Origin of the sequence: Variovorax sp. dw_954, assembly GCF_018449755.1 — a bacterium.
Classification (GTDB): domain Bacteria; phylum Pseudomonadota; class Gammaproteobacteria; order Burkholderiales; family Burkholderiaceae_C; genus Variovorax.
Window position 1 is genome coordinate 184,275 of sequence record NZ_JAAVVD010000006.1, and the last position, 19,136, is coordinate 203,410.

19 protein-coding genes and 1 tRNA gene are annotated in these 19,136 nt (G+C 66.7%); 17 read left to right on the forward strand and 3 right to left on the reverse strand.

What is annotated here, in order from left to right:
* Positions 1–23 precede the first annotated feature (23 nt).
* Both HB681_RS12280 and mutM read right to left on the reverse strand, forming a co-directional pair.
* Positions 24–1,988, reverse strand: a complete 1,965-nt coding sequence (locus HB681_RS12280; protein ID WP_213955093.1) for a dynamin family protein — start codon at positions 1,986–1,988, stop codon at positions 24–26.
* An 86-nt stretch (positions 1,989–2,074) separates the two neighbouring features.
* Positions 2,075–2,893 (reverse strand): bifunctional DNA-formamidopyrimidine glycosylase/DNA-(apurinic or apyrimidinic site) lyase, encoded by an 819-nt coding sequence (gene mutM / locus HB681_RS12285; protein WP_213955094.1) that lies wholly within the window; start codon positions 2,891–2,893, stop codon positions 2,075–2,077.
* A 206-nt stretch (positions 2,894–3,099) separates the two neighbouring features.
* Between mutM and HB681_RS12290 the strand changes: the two genes are divergently transcribed.
* The 8 genes from HB681_RS12290 to HB681_RS12325 all read left to right on the forward strand — a co-directional run bounded on the left by HB681_RS12290 (position 3,100) and on the right by HB681_RS12325 (position 9,326).
* Complete coding sequence (locus tag HB681_RS12290; RefSeq protein ID WP_345944666.1) at positions 3,100–4,821, forward strand: tetratricopeptide repeat protein; 1,722 nt, start codon at positions 3,100–3,102, stop codon at positions 4,819–4,821.
* Entirely contained in the window at positions 4,818–5,306 is a 489-nt protein-coding gene (locus HB681_RS12295) for a lipoprotein insertase outer membrane protein LolB (protein ID WP_345944667.1), read from the forward strand. Before HB681_RS12290 ends, HB681_RS12295 begins: the two co-directional genes overlap by 4 nt.
* Complete coding sequence (ispE, locus tag HB681_RS12300; protein ID WP_213955096.1) at positions 5,303–6,172, forward strand: 4-(cytidine 5'-diphospho)-2-C-methyl-D-erythritol kinase; 870 nt, start codon at positions 5,303–5,305, stop codon at positions 6,170–6,172. The genes HB681_RS12295 and ispE overlap by 4 nt, the downstream gene beginning before the upstream one ends.
* Positions 6,173–6,215: 43 nt before the next feature.
* Positions 6,216–6,292: transfer RNA gene (locus HB681_RS12305), tRNA-Gln, on the forward strand.
* A gap of 94 nt (positions 6,293–6,386) precedes the next feature.
* Positions 6,387–7,361: a ribose-phosphate pyrophosphokinase gene (locus HB681_RS12310; RefSeq protein WP_213955097.1), complete on the forward strand. Its 975-nt coding sequence runs from the start codon at positions 6,387–6,389 to the stop codon at positions 7,359–7,361.
* A gap of 80 nt (positions 7,362–7,441) precedes the next feature.
* Complete coding sequence (locus HB681_RS12315; RefSeq protein ID WP_213955098.1) at positions 7,442–8,128, forward strand: 50S ribosomal protein L25/general stress protein Ctc; 687 nt, start codon at positions 7,442–7,444, stop codon at positions 8,126–8,128.
* 78 nt (positions 8,129–8,206) lie between these two features.
* The gene (gene pth / locus HB681_RS12320; protein WP_213955099.1) at positions 8,207–8,857 is read left to right on the forward strand and encodes an aminoacyl-tRNA hydrolase; all 651 of its coding nucleotides are present in this window, start codon (positions 8,207–8,209) and stop codon (positions 8,855–8,857) included.
* A gap of 40 nt (positions 8,858–8,897) precedes the next feature.
* Positions 8,898–9,326, forward strand: coding sequence for a hypothetical protein (locus HB681_RS12325; RefSeq protein WP_213955100.1), 429 nt, complete (start codon positions 8,898–8,900; stop codon positions 9,324–9,326).
* Here the strand turns inward: HB681_RS12325 and HB681_RS12330 are convergent.
* Positions 9,298–9,582: a YfhL family 4Fe-4S dicluster ferredoxin gene (locus HB681_RS12330; protein WP_213955101.1), complete on the reverse strand. Its 285-nt coding sequence runs from the start codon at positions 9,580–9,582 to the stop codon at positions 9,298–9,300. The genes HB681_RS12325 and HB681_RS12330 overlap by 29 nt on opposite strands.
* 74 nt (positions 9,583–9,656) lie before the next feature.
* On the opposite strand from HB681_RS12330, the gene HB681_RS12335 reads away from it, so the two are divergent.
* The 9 genes from HB681_RS12335 (at position 9,657) to HB681_RS12375 (ending at position 19,121) form a co-directional block, all read left to right on the forward strand.
* Entirely contained in the window at positions 9,657–10,607 is a 951-nt protein-coding gene (locus tag HB681_RS12335) for an ABC transporter permease (RefSeq protein WP_213955102.1), read from the forward strand.
* Positions 10,608–10,689: 82 nt separating this feature from the next.
* Complete coding sequence (locus tag HB681_RS12340; RefSeq protein ID WP_213955103.1) at positions 10,690–11,565, forward strand: ABC transporter permease; 876 nt, start codon at positions 10,690–10,692, stop codon at positions 11,563–11,565.
* Between the two features lie 159 nt (positions 11,566–11,724).
* Positions 11,725–12,714 carry an ABC transporter ATP-binding protein gene (locus HB681_RS12345; RefSeq protein ID WP_213955104.1) on the forward strand — a complete coding sequence of 330 codons (990 nt, stop codon included), beginning with the start codon at positions 11,725–11,727 and terminating at the stop codon, positions 12,712–12,714.
* Positions 12,711–13,520 (forward strand): ATP-binding cassette domain-containing protein, encoded by an 810-nt coding sequence (locus tag HB681_RS12350; protein ID WP_213955105.1) that lies wholly within the window; start codon positions 12,711–12,713, stop codon positions 13,518–13,520. Before HB681_RS12345 ends, HB681_RS12350 begins: the two co-directional genes overlap by 4 nt.
* Before the next feature lie 51 nt (positions 13,521–13,571).
* Positions 13,572–15,062, forward strand: a complete 1,491-nt coding sequence (locus HB681_RS12355; RefSeq protein WP_213955106.1) for an ABC transporter substrate-binding protein — start codon at positions 13,572–13,574, stop codon at positions 15,060–15,062.
* Between the two features lie 124 nt (positions 15,063–15,186).
* Positions 15,187–16,593: an amidase gene (locus HB681_RS12360; protein ID WP_213955107.1), complete on the forward strand. Its 1,407-nt coding sequence runs from the start codon at positions 15,187–15,189 to the stop codon at positions 16,591–16,593.
* Positions 16,586–17,023: a GNAT family N-acetyltransferase gene (locus tag HB681_RS12365; RefSeq protein ID WP_345944668.1), complete on the forward strand. Its 438-nt coding sequence runs from the start codon at positions 16,586–16,588 to the stop codon at positions 17,021–17,023. The genes HB681_RS12360 and HB681_RS12365 overlap by 8 nt, the downstream gene beginning before the upstream one ends.
* 164 nt (positions 17,024–17,187) lie before the next feature.
* Positions 17,188–17,535, forward strand: a complete 348-nt coding sequence (locus HB681_RS12370) for a hypothetical protein (protein ID WP_213955108.1) — start codon at positions 17,188–17,190, stop codon at positions 17,533–17,535.
* An 83-nt stretch (positions 17,536–17,618) separates the two neighbouring features.
* On the forward strand, positions 17,619–19,121 hold the full coding sequence (locus HB681_RS12375; protein WP_213955109.1) for a hypothetical protein: 1,503 nt from the start codon (positions 17,619–17,621) through the stop codon (positions 19,119–19,121).
* Positions 19,122–19,136: the final 15 nt, after the last annotated feature.

Sequence of the window (19,136 nt, forward strand, 5' to 3'; positions counted from 1 at the left end):
CGGCCGCCGTGGCCGCGCCGGGCTCACGCGGCACGAAGCTCGTTGTTTTGCGCTGCGGAGGTGCTGGGTGGCTCGTTGCTGGTCAGCAGGGACGTCAACTCACGCAGCCGACGGTGCAATTCCACCAGCCCCGCCTCTTGCGCGCTCAACTCCACAAGGCGTTCTTCGAGATTCCCAGCGGCTTGCTGGATGCGGTCGACGGCCTCGATGCGCTTGCCGAAATTGCGACGGCGCTCCTTCAACTGGGCATCGAGCTGGGCCCCCGCGCCCTTGCTCCAGCGCTCGACTTCGCTCATGGCCGCTTCGTTCACCACGCGCAGCCGACTGGACAGCGCACGCACCAGCTTGTCGCAGAACTCGGGTTGCGCCAGCTTGAGGATGTTGCCGACGCCGAGGTACTGCGTGTGGCTCTGTTCGATCTGGCTCATCTGCTCCTCGAACTCCTTGAGGTTCGGCTCGGCAGGCGCCAGCAGCGTGAAGCCGTGCTCCGCATTGAGCTGGCGGAAGGTGGCATGCAGCATCTGCTGGATCTCGGCGCTGGTGGCCTGCACTTCCCGCAGGTTGTTGCGCAGCGCGTCGAAGGTTTCGGCGTAGATCTTGCGCACGTTGAACTTGATGCCGGGCTTCTTGAGCGCTGCGGCCAGCTTGCCCATGTCGGACTTGAGCGCCGTGCTGCCGAGCACCGCATACACCTCGCGCAGCAGCTTGCCCTGGACCGAGCGCAGCGCCAGGATGCGCGCGTTGCTGCCTTCGAATTCGCTTTGTTCCTGCTCGATGCGGGTGCGCATGTGCCGGATGACGGACACGTTCTTGCCGCGCAGTCCTTGCAACTCCAGCGCCTGTTCGGACAGGTCGCGCTGGCGCACGTTGAGGATGCGGGCGGCTTCGGTGCGCAGCGCGGCAATACCGTTGTCCACCGCACCGCGCAACATCATTTCGCGCTTGCCGAGAAGGCCCTCGCCCAGCACCGATTCGAGTGCCGGTAGCCGGCTGGCCTGGAGCAACGGTCCATCTCGGCGGATCTTGGCCTGCAAGCCCTTCTGCGCGGAAACCGGCAGCACCTGGCGCAACGGGACGCCCAGCAACTCGGCCGCGCCCTTGCGCTGGCGGTCGATCTGGGCATCGATCTGGGCCGGCGTGCTCAGGATGTCCCACATGGTGTCGATCTTGTTGAGCACGACGATGCGCGCCTCGCCCGGGTCGCCTTCGGTGATCAGGTGCTCGCGCCAGATCGAGAGGTCGGATCGCGTCACGCCGGTATCGGCGCCCAGGATGAAGACGACGGCATGCGCCTGCGGGATCAGGCTCACCGTCAATTCGGGCTCGGCGCCGATGGCGTTGAGGCCAGGCGTATCGAGGATGACCAGGCCCTGCTCCAGCAGCGGATGCGGCATGTTCAACACCGCATGCCGCCAGCGCGGGATTTCGACGCGGCCCTCTGCATCGGGTACCGGGTTGTCCTCGGTGTTGTCGTCGCTCCAGAAGCCCAGCGCGCGCGCTTCGTCAAGCGACACCCAGTTGACCTCGGCCACCTTGTGCATCGTTTCCGCGAGCTGATCGGCGTCGTTGACGTCGATGGGCAACTCTGTCCAGCGCGAGGTCTCGTCGCGCCAATGGGTCAGCGAATGCGGCTCCAGCCGCGTCTCGATGGGCAGCAGGCGCAAGCTCGGGGGCACGCCCGTGTCATAGCCGAGCTCGGTCGGGCACATGGTCGTACGGCCCGCGCTGGCCGGCATGATGCGGCGGCCGTAGCCCGCGAAGAAGATCGCGTTGATCAGCTCCGACTTGCCACGCGAGAACTCGGCCACGAAAGCCACCATGACCTTGCTGGTGCGCATCTGGGACTCCAGGTCGCGCAGGCGCTCGGCCACGGATTGGTCGAGCAGCTCGTTTTCATTGAGCCAACCGGACAACCACTTGAGCCGGTGCGCGAAATTGCGTCGCCAGGTTCCGTGCTGGTCGAATTGCTGATTGAAAGAGCGGCTCAAGATTAATATGTAAGTGTTGGTTTACAAATACTATCACCGGCATCCTGCCAGATCGGCGCGCGTTGCGCGCGTCCGTTGGGCATTTGCTAGCACTTTTGACAACTTGGACAGAAAAACGTCGAGCGTTGGCCTTGCTTGATCTGCCGAATCGTCGCCGAACAAACCCTGCACGGTTCGCCGGCCCGCCCATAAACCGTGGCCTCCAACTGGAAATAGCCGCTCTGTCCGTCCGTGTTGGTGAAGTCGCGCAGCGTGCTGCCTCCCCGCTCCACGGCACGCGCCAGCACGTCCCGCACCGCCGCATGCAGGCGCAGCGCACGCGGGCGACTGATGCGCGAGGCGGAGAGCGTCGGCCGGATGCCGGCCAGGAACAGGGCTTCGGATGCATAGATGTTGCCCACGCCCACCACGAGTTCGCCCGCCAGCAGCACCTGCTTGATCGGCGCCTGGCGCTTCTTCAGTCCTGCAAGAAATGCGCCGAAGTCGAAGCCGTCGCCCAACGGCTCCACGCCGAGTCTGCCCAGCAACTTGATCGCCAACGGCGCGGCCTCGTCGTGCGCGTAGACCACCGCACCGAAACGACGCGGATCATTGAGACGCAGCGAACCCTTGTCGGTGACCATGTCGAAATGGTCATGCGGGCCGGGCGGCGGCAACGGCGCATCACTGAACCGCAGGCTTCCCGACATGCCCAGGTGGAGCAGCAGCAATCCTTCGTCCAAGTCGATCAGGAGGTATTTGCCACGCCTGCGCACCGCCCGCACCCTGCGGCCCACCAGCGCCGACGGCTCGACAGCCAGCGACCAGCGCAGCGGCTTGCCCATGCGCACGGCTTCGATGCGAGCGCCCGCGATGCGATCGGCAAAGCCAAGGCGTGTGACTTCTACTTCAGGGAGTTCGGGCATGGTCGACAATTCACGTCAGATTCCGCTGGAACCTCAAGCCCCTTGCGGCGGTCACACAAAAGCCTTGGATTATTATGGTTGCAATGACCCCTCCGCCCCGCCGACTCCGCCTTGCGGCGGCCGCTTCCGCCGTCTTGCTCGCCCTTGCGGCGCACGCCCAGCAGACCGATTCCCCACCTGATTCGCCACGGAATCCTGCCGCGCCGATGAGCCCTGCGCCCATCGTCGAGCCGCCGGGCGCGCCCCCTGCGGCGATCCAACCTCCGCAGGATGAAGACGCGCCGGACGCACGGCCGTCAGCGCTTACCGGTGAACTGTTCTTCGACGTGCTCGTCGGCGAGTTGAGCGCCCGCACAGGCTCGCCGGCTGACGGATCGGCGCTCATGCTCGAAGCGGCGCGCCGCACACGCGATCCGAGGTTGTACCAACGCGCCGTCGAACTGGCCTTGCAAACACGCTCCGGCGACGCCGCTTTGGTAGCAGTCCGCGCCTGGAAACAGGCCCAGCCGGAATCGCGCGACGCGCGCCGACTCGAACTGCAGATACTCATCGCAATGAACCGACTGTCCGCCACGGTCGAGCCGCTGCGCGCCGAACTCGCCGCCACCCCGGAGGTCGAGCATCCTTTCCTGTTGACCTTGATCACGCGGACCTACGCGCGCGCCACCGACAAGAAGGTCGCGGCGCAGGTGGTGGAGAGCGCACTGGTCGACGAAGTCAAGAAGCCAACGACCGCCGGCCTGGCCTGGGCCACGATCGGCCGCATGCGCCTGCTGGCCGGGGACGCTCCCGGCGCGATGGACGCTGCGTTGAAAGGCCAGGCGGCCGATCCCAAATCCGATGGCCCGGCGATGCTGGCGCTCGATCTCATCGACCCCGGGCAGCCCCTGGCCGAGCCCATCGTCACGCGCTACCTCGCAACGCCGGATGCGCAGCCCGAGATCCGCATGGCCTATGCGCGCGTGCTGGTCGAGGGCCGCCGCTTCGACGAGGCGAGCGCGCAGCTCACCAAGCTGACGACCGAGCGCCCCGAACTCCCCGAGCCCTGGGTCCTGCTCGGCTCGCTGCAAGCCCAGGCCCGGCAAGACACCGCAGCGGAAGCGTCGCTCAAGCGCTACGTCGACCTCGCCAATGGCCAGGCCGACGCCGAGGACCGCAAGCGCGGCCTGACGCAGGCCTACCTGTTGCTGGCGCAATTGTCCGAGCGCCGCAAGAACTACGCAGCTGCCGAAAGCTGGCTCGCCAGGATCGACAGCAGCGAAGACTTGGTCGGCGCGCAGGCGCGCCGGGCGTCCTTGCTGGCACGCCAGGGCAAGATGCAACAGGCCCGCGAACTGGTGCGCTCGCTACCCGAGACCTCGCCCGACGACAAGAAGCAGAAGTTCCTGGCCGAGGTCCAACTATTGCGCGATGCCAAGCAATACCAGCAGGCCTACGACATGCTCGCCAAGGCCAGCGCAGCCGCGCCGGATGACGGCGACCTGATCTATGACCAGGCCATGCTCGCTGAAAAGCTGAATCGCATGGACGACATGGAACGGCTCCTGCGCCGCCTGATCGAACTCAAGCCCGACAACCAGAATGCCTACAACGCGCTCGGCTATTCCTTCGCCGATCGCAAGGTGCGCCTGCCGGAGGCCCGTGAGTTGATAAGGAAAGCTGTCCAACTGGCGCCGGACGACCCATTCATCGCCGACAGCCTCGGCTGGGTGGAATACCGGATGGGCAACATGGATGAAGCCTCGCGCATCCTCGAGGCCGCGTACAAGAAGCGCCCGGATGCCGAAATCGGCGCCCACCTGGGTGAAGTGCTGTGGGCCATCGGCAATCGCGATCGCGCCGTGGCGATCTGGCGGGAATCCTCCCTGGCCGATGCCGACAACGAGACCTTGCAGGAAACCCTCAAGCGCCTGCGCGTCAAGTTGTGAGACGCCGCGCGGTATTGCTGGCAGGCGCAGCGGCCGCGCTCTTGATGGCGGGGTGCACCACGCCGCAGGTCCGGAACGCCGGACCCAGCGGCGCCTGGAACGGCCGGCTGGCGCTGCGTGTCGAGGGGGACGAGAAGCAGAGTTTCTCGGCCTTGTTCGACCTGCGGGGTTCGCCGAGCGCCGGCGAACTCGCGTTGACCACGCCCATCGGCAACACCTTGGCGGTATTGCAGTGGTCGCCAGGCGAAGCCCTGCTGAAAAACGGCAACCAGACGCGGCGCTATGACTCCGTGGATGCCTTGATCGAAGCCGCCACCGGCGCGGCGATCCCGGTTGACGCGCTGTTCGGCTGGCTGGCCGGCCGGGACGAACCGGTTTCAGGCTGGAAGGCCGACCTGTCTCAATATGGCAATGGCCGCCTTCAGGCGATGCGCTTTTCACCACAGCCCGCCGCCGACCTGCGCATCGTGTTCGAGCGCCAATGAAGGCCCTGTACGACCTCCCGGCGCCGGCCAAGCTCAATCTTTTCCTGCACATCACCGGGCAGCGGGACGACGGCTACCACCTGCTGCAATCGGTCTTCATGCTGATCGACTGGTGCGACACGCTCCATATCGAGCGGCGCGACGATGGCCGACTGTCGCGCGAAGACCTCACGACGCCGCTGCCGGCGGACGACCTGGTCCTGCGCGCGGCCCGCGCGCTGCAGGCCTTTGCGACGCCAGGCCAGGGCGCGCACATCGCCATTGCCAAGCAGGTGCCGGCGCAGGCCGGAATGGGCGGAGGCTCCTCGGACGCAGCCACCTGCCTGCTGGCGTTGAATCGCCTGTGGGGGCTGAACCTGCCACTCGCCCGGCTCGAACAGATCGGTCTTGCACTGGGCGCGGATGTGCCCTTCTTCTTGCGCGGACGCAACGCCTGGGTCGAAGGCATCGGCGAGAAAATCACGCCGATCGAACTGGCGCCGGGGCGCTTCTGCGTGGTCAAGCCATCTGACGGAATCGATACGCGTCGTATTTTTTCAGCACCGGACCTTGAGCGCCAAACTCATAGTGCTATAATCGCAGGCTTCGCTGCAAAGCATGGGTCAAATGAGATCGACAAGTTCGAATTTGGCCGCAACGACTTGCAGCCGGTTGCCCAGAGGCTTTGCCCCGCGGTCACCCAGGCCATCGAATGGCTCGGGTCGCAGGGTTTGAAAGGCAGGATGACCGGCTCAGGAAGTGCCGTGTTCGCAGCGATGCCGCAGGAAGCGGACCTGGCAGTAGCCCCCGAGGGCTGGTCGGTACGACAATGCGGCAACATGGCTGTTCATCCCCTGGCCGGGTGGGCAACCAGCGACATTTCATAGGTAGGCGGCCTGTCTCCACAAGAGACGAGCCTTCGACCCGTGTAGGGGAGTCGCCAAGCTGGTTAAGGCACTGGATTTTGATTCCAGCATGCGAAGGTTCGAATCCTTCTTCCCCTGCCAAACAACAACTCCCTGCAGCCGGCGGGCTGCGGGGACTTCAAGTCTCCACGTAGCCCTCTCCGGAGGGCTTTTTTCGAATTGCCGGAACGTTCTCATGCAGGCTCACCATCCTGATTTCATGGTTTTCACCGGCAATGCCAATCCGGGCCTTGCAGCAGAAATCGCGCACAACCTCGGCACGACCGTCGGCGCTGCCCGTGTGGGCCGCTTCTCCGATGGCGAAGTCACGGTAGAGATCAACCAGAACGTCCGGGCACGCGATGTGTTCGTGGTGCAGTCGACCTGCGCTCCGACCAACGAGAACCTGATGGAACTGCTGATCATGGTCGATGCGCTCAAGCGCGCCTCGGCCGAGCGGATCAGCGCCGTCATCCCGTACTTCGGCTATGCCCGCCAGGACCGCCGCCCGCGCTCGAGCCGGGTGCCGATCTCGGCCAAGGTGGTGGCCAACCTGCTGGAAACCGTCGGCGTGGCCCGCGTGCTGACCATGGACTTGCATGCCGACCAGATCCAGGGCTTCTTCGACATCCCGGTCGACAACATCTATGCGTCGCCGGTTCTGCTGGGCGACCTGCGGCTGAAGAACTACGAGGACCTCATCGTGGTCTCGCCGGACGTCGGCGGCGTGGTTCGTGCCCGTGCGCTGGCCAAGCAACTGAATTGCGACCTCGCCATCATCGACAAGCGCCGTCCGCGCGCCAACGTGAGCGAGGTCATGCACGTGATCGGCGAGATCGACGGCCGCAACTGCGTGATCATGGACGACATGATCGACACGGCCGGCACGCTGGTGAAGGCAGCTGAAGTGCTCAAGGAGCGCGGCGCCAAGAAGGTCTACGCGTATTGCACGCACCCGATTTTCTCGGGCCCCGCCATCGAGCGGATCACGCAGGGCTCTGCGCTGGACGAAGTGGTCGTGACCAACACGATCCCACTGAGCGATGGCGCGTTGACCAGCGGAAAAATTCGCCAACTGTCCGTGGCACCGCTGATCGCAGAGACGATCCAGCGCATTGCCAAGGGCGAGTCGGTCATGAGTTTGTTCTCGGACCAGGACAACCTGTTCTGAGCAAAAAGCGGGCTCCCTTCGGGGGAGCCCTTTTCAACCGGAGTCGCACTGGTCGCGGTCGGCTCTCACAGGAGTTAACTATGAAATTCGTCGCTTTTGAGCGCGCAAAGCAGGGCACGGGTGCGAGCCGCCGTCTCCGCATCTCGGGCAAGACGCCTGGCATCGTCTACGGTGGTGGCACCGAGCCCCAACTGATCGAGGTCGACCACAACGCACTGTGGCACGCCCTGAAGAAGGAAGCGTTCCACGCCTCCATCCTCGAAATGGAACTGGGCGGCGCCACCAGCAAGGTCCTGCTGCGCGACGTGCAATACCACCCGTTCCGCCAGCTGGTCCAGCACATCGACTTCCAGCGCGTCGATGCCAAGACCCGCATGACCATGAAGGTGCCGCTCCACTTCAAGGGTGAAGAAGAGTCCGACGCCGTCAAGCTCGAGCACAACCTGGTCAACCACGTGATGACCGAACTCGAAGTGAACTGCCTGCCCGCAGAACTGCCTGAGTTCATCGAAGTCGACCTGTCGGGCCTGAAGAACAACGGCACCGTCACGCTGAAGGACATCAAGCTGCCGCGCGGCGTGAAGTGGGTCAGCCACGGCAAGGTGAACGCAGTGCTGGCTTCGGCCACCGCACCGGCTGCCGAGGAAGAAGAAGTCAAGGCCGAAGGCGCCGAGGCCGCTGCAGCCGCACCGGCTGGCAAGGGTGGCAAGCCCGCCGCCAAGACCCCGGCTGCGAAGACGCCGGCTGCCAAGACTGCCAAGAAGTAATCCACTTCCTGCTGTCTGCAGATCGACGGCCCGCCCAGTGCGGGCCGTTTCCATTTTGGCGACCGGATAATCGAAACCATGATCAAGTTGTTCGTCGGCCTGGGCAATCCGGGCCCGGAATACGAGGCCACGCGGCACAACGCGGGCTTCTGGTGGGTGGATGCGCTGGCGCGGGACTGGAAGCTGTCGCTGGTCCCGGAGCGCAGCTACCACGGGCTGGTGGCTCGGGCCAACGTCAACGGACAGAGTGTCTGGCTGCTGGAGCCGCAGACCTTCATGAACCTGTCAGGCAAGTCCGTCGGTGCGCTGGCGCGTTTCTTCAAGATCCAGCCGGACGAGATCCTCGTGGTGCACGACGAGCTTGACGTGACACCCGGACAGGCCAAGCTCAAGTTCGGCGGCAGCCATGCGGGTCACAACGGACTGCGCGACATCCACGCGCAACTGGGCACGGGTGACTATTGGCGGCTGCGGCTGGGCATCGGGCATCCGGGCGTCAAGAGCGAGGTCATCCACTGGGTGCTGAAAAAGCCGCTGAAGGAGCAGCGCGAGGCGATAGAGGACGCCATCGCGCGCACGCTGCACGCGGTGCCCGCGCTCGTGGCGGGCGAGATGGAGAAGGCCACGATGCAGATCCACACCAGCAAGCCGCCTCGGCCCAAGCCGCCGCGGCGCGAGCCCGAAGAGGGTGGGGGAAACGCTGGCGGTGCATCGCCGGCCCCGGGTTAGCATCGGCCCCACAAGACAACGGACAGGGAGACACGACAAGATGGCACAGCCACTACTTCGATCCATCGCGATCGTTTCGCTTGCGCTCAGCGCGCATCTCGCGGGCATCGCCGCCACGTCGCCGCACGGCGTCTGGCGTTGCGGCTCGACCTACACCGACCAGCCGTGCAAGGAAGGCAAGTCGTTGAATGTGGACGACAGCCGCAGCGAGGCCGACCGGCGCGCCGCCGACAACGCCACGCGCCGCAACCAGGTCGAAGCCGACCAGATGGAGCGCACCCGCCTTCGCCGCGACAAGGACGCGATCGACCGTGACCGCAAGGCGGCTGCGGAGGCCCGTCGATTTGCGTTGGCAGAACGGCGTGCCGCTTCGGCCGAACGCGTGCACCAGGCACGCATCCGCAAGCTCGAGCGCGAGCCGCGGAAATCGACGATGAAATTCAAGGGGCCGGAGACTCGGACGCTGTAGCGGCCGTCTTCGCAGCGGCGAGTCGCTGGAACTTCTCGAACAAGGTCTCTCGCGTCTCGACATGCGAGGGATTCACGGGGATGCAGGCCACCGGACAGACCTGCACGCATTGCGGCTCGTCGAAATGGCCCACGCATTCGGTGCACTTATGCGGATCGATCTCGTAGATCTCGACGCCCATGTAGATGGCGTCGTTCGGGCACTCGGGTTCGCACACGTCGCAGTTGATGCATTCGTCGGTGATCATCAGGGCCATGTTGCGATTATCCGTCGCGGGTCAAAGCCCCTGGAACGATCATTGCATCCTCGGGTTATGCTGCGCCCCGCCCCATGAGCCTGTTTCTTTTCAAGCGCATCCTGACCCTGATCGCGACATTGATCGGGGCTTCGATCATCGTCTTCGGAGTTCTGGAAATCCTGCCGGGCAACGCCGCCCAGTTGCTCATGGGCGCCGACGCCGCCCCGGAAGCCGTGGCCGCGCTGGCGCACAAGCTGGGCATCGACCAACCCGCATGGCTGCGCTACTGGCACTGGATCGCCGGCATGCTGCGCGGCGACCTGGGCGACAGCTATGCCTACAGCACGCCGGTCGTCGAGCTGATCCTGGAGCGGCTCGCCCTCACCGTGCCGCTCGCGTTGATGGCGATGGCTTTCACCACCGTCCTGGCCCTGCTGGTGGGCGTGACGGCGGCCGCGCGGCACAACAAGCTGGGCGACGTGGGGCTCATGGGGCTCACTCAGGTGGGCATTGCCATTCCGAATTTCTGGTTCGCGATCCTGCTGATCCTGGTGTTCGCGAAGACGCTGCAATGGTTCTCGGCGGGTGGCTTCGACGGGTGGGATGACGGCATCCTGACCGGCCTCAAGGCGCTGCTCCTGCCCGCGCTCTCGCTGGGCGTGGTGCAGGCCGCGATCCTCGCGCGCATCACGCGCTCGGCCGTGCTCGAGGTGATGCGCGAGGACTTCGTGCGCACGGCGCGAGCCAAGGGCATCTCGCAGCGCGCTGTGCTGTGGCGGCACGTGCTGCGCAACGCGATGATTCCGGTCGTGACGGTGATGGGCCTCCAGTTCTCGGAGTTGCTCGCGGGCACCATCGTGATCGAGAGCGTGTTCTACCTGCCCGGCCTGGGTCGCCTGATATTCCAGGCCATCAGCAACCGCGACCTGATCGTGGTGCGCAACTGCGTGATGCTGCTCGCGGCCATGGTGGTGATCGTGAACTTCGTGGTCGACGTGTTGTATGCGGTGATCGACCCGCGCATCAAGGCTTCGGACATATGAGCGCGGTGCAGGGCCGCCCCACGCAAGTTCGCGCTCCCTCAGGGGGCAGCGAGGACACGACGTGCCGAGCGTGGGGGCTCCGATGAACACGGTCGTCGTACCGAGCGCGGCGGCACTCACCGTGCCGGGCTTCTGGCGCCGCGCATTCCACCATCGCAGCTTTGCCATCGGCGCGGTGCTGAGCCTGCTGCTGCTGCTCGCCGCGGGCATCTCGTTCGTGTGGACGCCGTGGTCACCCTACGAGATGGACATCGCGAGCAAGCTGCAGCCGCCCTCCGCTGCGCACTGGCTGGGCACCGATGCCTACGGGCGCGACGTGGCCTCGCTGCTGCTGGTGGGCGCGCGCGCGTCGATCCTGGTGGGCGTGATCGCGGTCGGCATCGGCCTGGTCGTCGGGACGGCGCTCGGCCTGCTCGCTGCGGCCCGGCGCGGCTGGCTGGAGGAAGCCATCATGCGGCTGACCGACTTCTCCCTGGCCTTCCCGGCGATCCTGTCGGCCATCATGCTGACCGCCGTGTTCGGCGCCGGCATCGTGAACGCGATCATCGCGATCGGGATCTACAACATCCCGACCTTCGCGCGCATCACGCGGGCCTCGGCCAATGCGATCTGGTCGCGCGAGTACGTCGCCGCGGCGCGCGCCTGCGGCAAGGGCACCTTCGCGATCACCATGCAGCACGTGCTGCCCAACATCTCGGCGGTGCTGATCGTGCAGATCACCATCCGCTTTGCCATCGCGATCCTGGCCGAAGCCGCCCTCTCCTACCTCGGCCTGGGCACGCAGCCGCCGCAACCTTCGTGGGGCCGCATGCTGACCGAGGCGCAGACGCTGATGTACCAGGCGCCCTTGCTCGCAGTCTGGCCCGGCATGGCGATCGTGCTGGCGGTGCTAGGCCTGAACCTGCTGGGCGACGGCCTGCGCGATCTGCTCGACCCGCGGTTGGCGAGGGCACGCTGATGAATGCGGACTTGACCGTACGCGAAGGGCGCGAAGAAGCGCAAAGGACGCGAAAGATGCAAAAGGCGAACCTCATCCTTTCTGTCTTCCTTCTGCGACTTCTGCGAAACCTTTGCGACTTCTGCGTTCGGCCGTCCGCTCCCGTTTCCGCCCCCTGACATGCCCCTGCTAGAAGTCGACAACCTCCACATCGGCCTGCAGACACAGCGCGGCCCGGCCGAGGCCGTGCGCGGCATCGGCTTCACGCTGGAACGCGGCGAGACGATGGGCATCGTGGGCGAGTCGGGTTGCGGCAAGTCGATCACGGTGCAGTCCCTGATGGGCCTGCTGCCGTCGAGCGCCAAGGTCACCGGCAGCATCCGCTTCGAAGGGCAGGAACTGGTGGGCCTGGGCGAGCGCGCGATGTGCGGCATCCGGGGCGACCGCATCGGCATGATCTTCCAGGAGCCGATGACGGCGCTGAACCCGGTGCACACGATCGTGCGCCAGGTCGGCGAACCGCTGCGCCTGCATCGCGGGCTGTCGGCCGCCGATGCGCGCAAGGAGGTGCTGGCGTTGCTGGACCGCGTGGGCATTCCCGATGCGGCGTCGCGGCTCGATGCCTATCCGCACCAGTTCTCGGGCGGGCAGCGGCAACGCATCGGCATCGCGATGGCGCTGGCGTGCGGGCCGGACCTGCTGATCGCCGATGAACCGACGACTGCCCTGGACGTGACCATCCAGAAGCAGATCCTCGACCTCATCAAGAGCCTGGTGGCGGAACGCGGCATGGCCATGATCCTGATCTCGCACGACCTCGGCGTGATCGCGCAAAGCGTGTCGAAGATGCTCGTCATGTACGGCGGCAGCATCGTCGAAAGCGGCCCGACCGCGACCGTGTTCGCCGAGCGCGCGCATCCCTACACGCAAGGCCTGTTCGCGGCGCGACCGGCGTTGGGCGCAGCGCGGGGCGCTCGGCTGGCGACCATCCCGGGCAGCGTGCCCGAACTGGTCGATCTGCCGGCCGGATGTCCCTTCGCGGGACGTTGCAGCTTCACGGTGGAGGCCTGCCACACGACGCGACCGCCGGCGATGCGGATGCGGCACGACCATGAGGCGCGCTGTATCCGCCTGGACGAGGTCATCGCGGCCACGGCGGTGCAGGCATGACGACCACGCCGCTGCTGGAGGTCACCGACCTGGTGCGCCACTACGATCTCCCGCGCGAAAAACTGTTCGGCCCGCCACCCACCGTCAAGGCGCTCAACGGCGTGAGCTTCAGCGTGCAGCCGGGACGCAGCATGGGCATCGTCGGGGAATCGGGCTCGGGCAAGTCGACCATCGCGCGGCTGGTGATGGCGCTGGACCGGCCCACGTCCGGCAGCGTCCGGCTGGAAGGGCGCGACCTGCATGCGCTGCCGCGCCAGGAACTGCGCGCAGCGCGGCGCGATGTGCAGATGGTGTTCCAGGACCCGTATGGCTCGCTCGACCCGCGCCAGACCGTGGCGCGCATCGTGGCCGAACCGCTCGAAGCGCTGGCCGAGACCACCCGCGCGGAACAGCGCCAGCGCGCCAGCGAGTCGCTCGCCGCCGTCGGGCTGCGCACGAGCGACCTCGACAAGTACCCGCACGAATTTTCCGGCGGCCAGCGCCAGCGCATCGCCATCGCCCGCGCGCTGATCACGCGTCCCAAGCTCATCGTGGCCGACGAGCCGGTGAGCGCGCTCGACGTGTCGGTGCAGGCCCAGGTGCTGAACCTCATGCAGGATCTGCAGCAGCAGTTCGGCATCAGCTACCTGCTCATCAGCCATGACCTCGCGGTGGTCAACCACCTGTGCGACGAGGTCTGCGTGCTGCACCGCGGCCTGGTGGTGGAGCGCGGTGCGCCGCAGCAACTGTTCGCCCATGCCCAGCATCCGTACACCCAGGCGCTGCTCGCCGCGGTGCCGCGGGCCGAGCCGCCGGTCGTGAGTTGATGTAACGTATTCTTTCCTGCAATCTCTCTTCTTCTCCTGGAGTTGTCGACCATGCTCAACCGCCGCACCGTTCTCACGTCCACCGCCATGGCCGCGCTGGCCACCACAGTGCCGCAGATCGCGCTGGCGCAGGGGCGGAAGGACGCCATCGTGATCGGCATCACGCTGGAACCGCCGGGCCTGGACCCGACGGCGAACGCGGCGTCGGCCATTGCCGAGGTGGTGCTCTACAACGTCTTCGAGACCCTGACCAAGGTGAATGCCGACGGCAAGGTCACGCCGTTGCTGGCCGAGAGCTGGGAGGTTTCGCCCGACCTCAAGACCTACACCTTCAAGCTGCGCCGTGGCGTCAAGTTCCAGAACGGCGAGCCCTTCAACGCACAGGCCGTGAAGTTTTCCTTCGACCGCGCGGGCGGGGAGAAGAGCACCAACAAGGACAAGCGCACCTTCGCGGCCCTGAGCACGCAGGTGGTCGATGAAAACACCGTGGTGCTGATCAACAAGGAGATCGACCCGGACCTGCCCTTCCTGCTGGGCCAGGCGACGGCCGTCATCGTCGAGCCCAAGAGCGTCGACACCAACGCGACCAAGCCCGTGGGCACCGGTCCCTACAAGCTCGACAGCTGGGCCAAGGGTTCCTCGCTCGTGATGAGCAAGTGGGACGGCTATCGCAACCCCGGCGAGGCCAAGCTGAAGAAGGTCACCTTCCGCTTCATCTCCGACACCGCCGCGCAGGCCGCGGCGCTGCTGGCGGGCGACGTGGATGTGTTCAAGCCCATCGGCACCCGCGCCGTGGCGCAGTTCAAGAGCAACCCGCAGTTCCAGGTGATCCAGGGCGGCTCGCGCGCCAAGACCATTCTGGCCATCAACAGCAAGAAGAAGCCGCTCGACGACGTGCGCGTGCGTCGCGCCATCCTGGCCGCGATCGACCGCAAGGCGGTGGTCGAGGGCGCTGCCGACGGCTTCGGCACGCCGATCGGCAGCCACTACGTGCCCGGTGCGGAAGGGTATGTCGACACGACCGGCATCAACCCCTTCGACATCGAGAAGGCCAAGAAGCTGCTGGCCGAGGCCGGCGTCAAGACGCCGCTAGAACTCACGATGACGCTGCCGCCGCCGGCCTATGCGCGCCAGGGTGGCGAGGTGATCGCGGCCCAGCTGGCCAAGATCGGCATCAACGTGAAGATCCAGAACGTCGAATGGGCGCAGTGGCTCAGCAACACCTATGGCGGGCCGCACGACTACGACCTCACCATCGTGTCGCATGTGGAGCCCTTCGACCTCGGCAACTATGCCAAGCCCGACTACTACTGGGGCTACGACTCGAAGGCCTTCACCACGCTCTACGACAAGATCAAGCAGACCGGCAATGCCGCCGACCGCGCCAGGCTGCTCGGCGACGCGCAGAAGCTGCTGGCCACCGACGCGGCCAACGGCTTCCTGTACCAGCCGCTGTTCCCGAGCGTGGCCAAGAAGGGCGTGAAGGGCCTGTGGAAGGAAAGCCCGATCTTCGTCAACGATGTGGCGGCCATGAGCTGGTGAATCGGCTCGCGCTCCAGGCTCCACGCCCTTCGGCTACTCCCGCGCCCCCTCGTCGGGGGCAACTCCCGCGGACCGGCAAGGCCGGTCTCGCAGTGCTCCACCCCATTGCCTCGATCGCTGCTGAATGAACAACGCATTGCATTCCGCTTCGGCGGTCGAACTGTTGAGTGCCTACCGCGAGGGCAAGCTGTCGCCCGTCGAGGTGACGCAGGACGTGCTGGCACACGTCGCGCGGTGGGAGCACCGGCTGCAGGCCACGTACCTGCTGCGCCCCGAGGCTGCGCTTGAGCAGGCACGCGCCTCGGAGGCACGCTGGCGCAGCGGCGCGCCGCTCGGTCCGCTAGACGGCGTGCCGGTCACCATCAAGGAAAACATCGCGACGCGTGGCGACCCGCTGCCCGCAGGCACCGCCGCCGTGGACCTGAAGCCGGCCGCGCTCGATGCGCCTCCGGCCGCTCGCCTGCGCGAAAGCGGCGCGGTGTTCTTCAGCAAGACCACCATGCCGGACTACGGCATGTTGTCCTCGGGCTTGTCGAGCTTCCATACGCTGGCGCGCAATCCGTGGGACCTGAGCCGCACGCCGGGCGGCTCCAGCGCGGGCGCGGGCGCTGCGGCCGCCGCCGGCTACGGACCGCTGCACGTCGGCACCGACATCGGCGGATCGTTGCGGCTGCCGGCCGGCTGGTGCGGCATCTTCACGCTCAAGCCCAGCCTGGGTCGCATCCCGATCGACCCTCCCTACATGGGCCGGGCGGCCGGACCGATGACGCGCACCGTGTCCGACAGCGCGCTGATGATGCAGGTGCTGTCCCGGCCGGACGCGCGCGACAGCATGAACCTGCCGCCGAACGACATCGATTGGGCGAGCCACGAAGTCGGCGCAGATCACCTGAAGGGCCTGCGCATCGGCTTGCTGCTCGACGCGGGCTGCGGGCTACCGGTCGATCCCGAAATCCACGCGGCAGTGGAGCATGCTGCCCGGCTGTTCGAAGCGGCCGGCGCCATCGTCGAGCCGATGCAGCCCTTCATGACGCAGGCGATGCTCGACGGCATGGACCACCTGTGGCGCATGCGCTCGCACGTCGACATGCAGTCGCTGCGGCCGGACCAGCGCGCGAAGGTGCTGCCCTACATTCGCGCCTGGGCCGGGAGCGCCGACGGCTTCAGCGGAGAGCATGTGTTCCGCGCCTTCAGCCAGTTCCACGCGACGCGGGTGGCCGCGGTCGCGGCCTGTTCGAAGTTCGACTACGTGATCTCGCCCGTGGCGCCGAACATGCCTGCCCCGGCCGAAGACCCCTCGCCGACGAACGACCCGTTGCGTCCGCTGGAACATATCGGCTTCACCGTGCCCTTCAACATGTCGGAGCAGCCGGCTGCCTCGATCAACTGCGGCTACAGCGCGGCCGGTCTGCCGATCGGCCTGCAGATCGCCGGGCAGCGCTTCGACGACCTGGGCGTGCTGCGCGTCGCGCGCGCTTTCGAGCAGATTCGCGAAGCGCAGCGCCCCTGGCCGGAGCCGCCCGGTGCCTGAACACGGGTCCGGGCTGCGCATCGCGCAGGCCACGGATGAGGAGGTCCACTCGGGCTACGTCGGGCGCCAGTTGCGCGAGTTCAACTACGGCTTCGTCGGTGAGTACCCCGAGACGCAGCCGGTTCGACTGAACGCCAGGGATGCCGATGGCCAGGTCATGGGCGGCGTCCGGGCCTATGTGTTCCTGTACTGGCTGCACATCGACGTGTTGTGGGTGGAAGAAAGTGCGCGCGGCCAGGGCCTCGGCTCGCAACTGCTCTCGCAGGCGGAAGCGCGGGCGGTGGAACTGGGTGCGCGCAATGCCAAGCTGGAGACCTTCGAATGGCAGGCACGCGGCTTCTACCTGAAGCACGGGTACGAGGAGTTCGCGCGCATCGACAGGTACGCGGGAGACTTCTACCTGGCCTTCATGAAGAAGCGCCTGGGTTGACTGTCCGCGGCGGGCGCCGCGCGTCTGCCGTGGCGCGAGCCCGCCGTTGTGCTCCTCGATCGACGGCATCGGCCATCTCTCGACTTGTGCGCGATTCCGCAAGGAGGCCTTGTCGCCCCCGGCACGCCGGCGGAAGATCCAGCGGCTAAGATTCGCCCTCCACCATGCCCGCAGCCCACTCCCGCCTCACGCGCCCGCCGCGCCACCTCGCGTGGTTGCTCTGGCTCGTGCTGTTGCTGCCGGTGGCGCAGGTGGCGGCAACCTCGCACCTGCTGTCGCACGCCGGCGAAGCGCTGGCTGCGGCGGCGGATCAGAAGGCCGCGACCCACGTGCTGCAGTGCGACCTCTGCGCCACGGCCGGCGCCATTGCCGGCGGCGTTTTGGCAGCCAGCCCGCCCTCCCTTGCGCTGCCCCCGGCAGCGCCCGTCGAAACGCCGCGACCGGCCTTCGACAACCTGCGCGAGAACCTCCTCGCCCTGGCCTACCAAGGCCGCGCTCCTCCCGACGCCTGACCGCTGACTGTTTCCAGTTGCGCCCGACCCGCCTGAACCGCGGTCGGGTGCGGTTCGACGTATTTGCCGGGAGCCTTTTTCTCATGCCCAAGTTCTTGCCGGCGAGCCTCGCGCTCGCCCTGTCCATTCCGATCGGCGCGATGGCCGACACCACCTCCGATGTGCGCGCACTGCAAAAGGAAATGAAGGCGATGCGCGCCGACTACGAAGCCCGACTGAAGGCGCTGGAGCAGCGCGTCAAGTCGGCCGAAGCCGCCGCGGCTGCGCCGGGCACGGCGACTGCGAAGACGCCTGCGTCACCCACGGCCACAGCCGGAACCGCGGCTGCGGGTACCGCTACGGCCCCCGCGGACACATGGTCACCCCCCACCACGGTGGCCCAACCCTCGCCCCAGGCCACCCCAGCCGCGCCGGCCACTTCCGCGGCCCCTGCCGCGGTTGCCTCGGCGGGCGGCGGCGGCGGCGCCAACGCCTTCAATCCCGCACTCTCGCTGATCCTGTCAGGCGGCTACACCCACACAACGCGCGACCCTGCGGACTACCGGATCACGGGCTTTCCATTGCCGCCCGGCGCGGAGATCGGCCCCGGCACGCGCAACTTCAGCCTCGGCGAGACCGAGCTCGGCTTCTCCGCCAGCGTCGATCCGTGGTTCCGCGGCGCCGCGAACATTTCGGTCGCCGCCGACAACTCGGTGTCGATCGAGGAGGCCTTCGTCGAGACCACGGCGCTGGGCAAGGGCTTCACGCTCAAGGGTGGCCGCTTCTTCTCGGGCGTGGGCTACCTGAACCCGCAGCATTCCCACACCTGGGACTTCGTCGACGCACCGCTGGCCTACCAAGCCATGCTCGGCACGCAGTACGGCGACGACGGCGTGCAGTTGAAATGGCTCGCGCCCATCGACCAGTACCTGGAGCTCGGGGCCGAACTGGGCCGCGGCCGCACCTTCCCCGGCAGCGACAAGGACGGCAACGGCGCCGGCATGTACGCGCTCTACGCCCACACCGGCGGCGATATCGGCGCGAGCAACTCCTGGCGCGCCGGCATCTCGATGCTCAACGCAAAGGCGAGCGACCAGACCTTGACGGGCGTGGACGCCGCCGGCCTGCCTTTTGCCAGCCAGTTCACCGGCAACTCGCGCGTGTGGGTGCTGGATGGCGTCTGGAAGTGGGCGCCGAACGGCAACGCGACACGCACCAACTTCAAGCTGCAGGGCGAATACCTGCGCAGCCAGCGCGATGGCAGCATGGTCGTGGCAGCCGACGGCTCCGCGTTGCCGAGCCCCTACGGCGTGACGCAGTCCGGCTGGTACCTGCAAGGTGTCTACCAGTTCATGCCCGCCTGGCGCATCGGCCTGCGCACGGAACAGCTGGACCCGGGCACGCCATCGTTCGGCCTCGATACCGGGCTGGCGGGCACCGGCTACCGGGCGAAGAAGAATTCCATCATGCTGGACTACAACCCGAGCGAGTTCTCCCGCATCCGCCTGCAGTTCGCGCAGGACCGCGCGCGCGAGGGCAAGCCCGACAACCAGATCTCGCTGCAATACCAGATGAGCCTGGGCGCGCACGGTGCGCACAGCTACTGACCGACCACCGGAGAA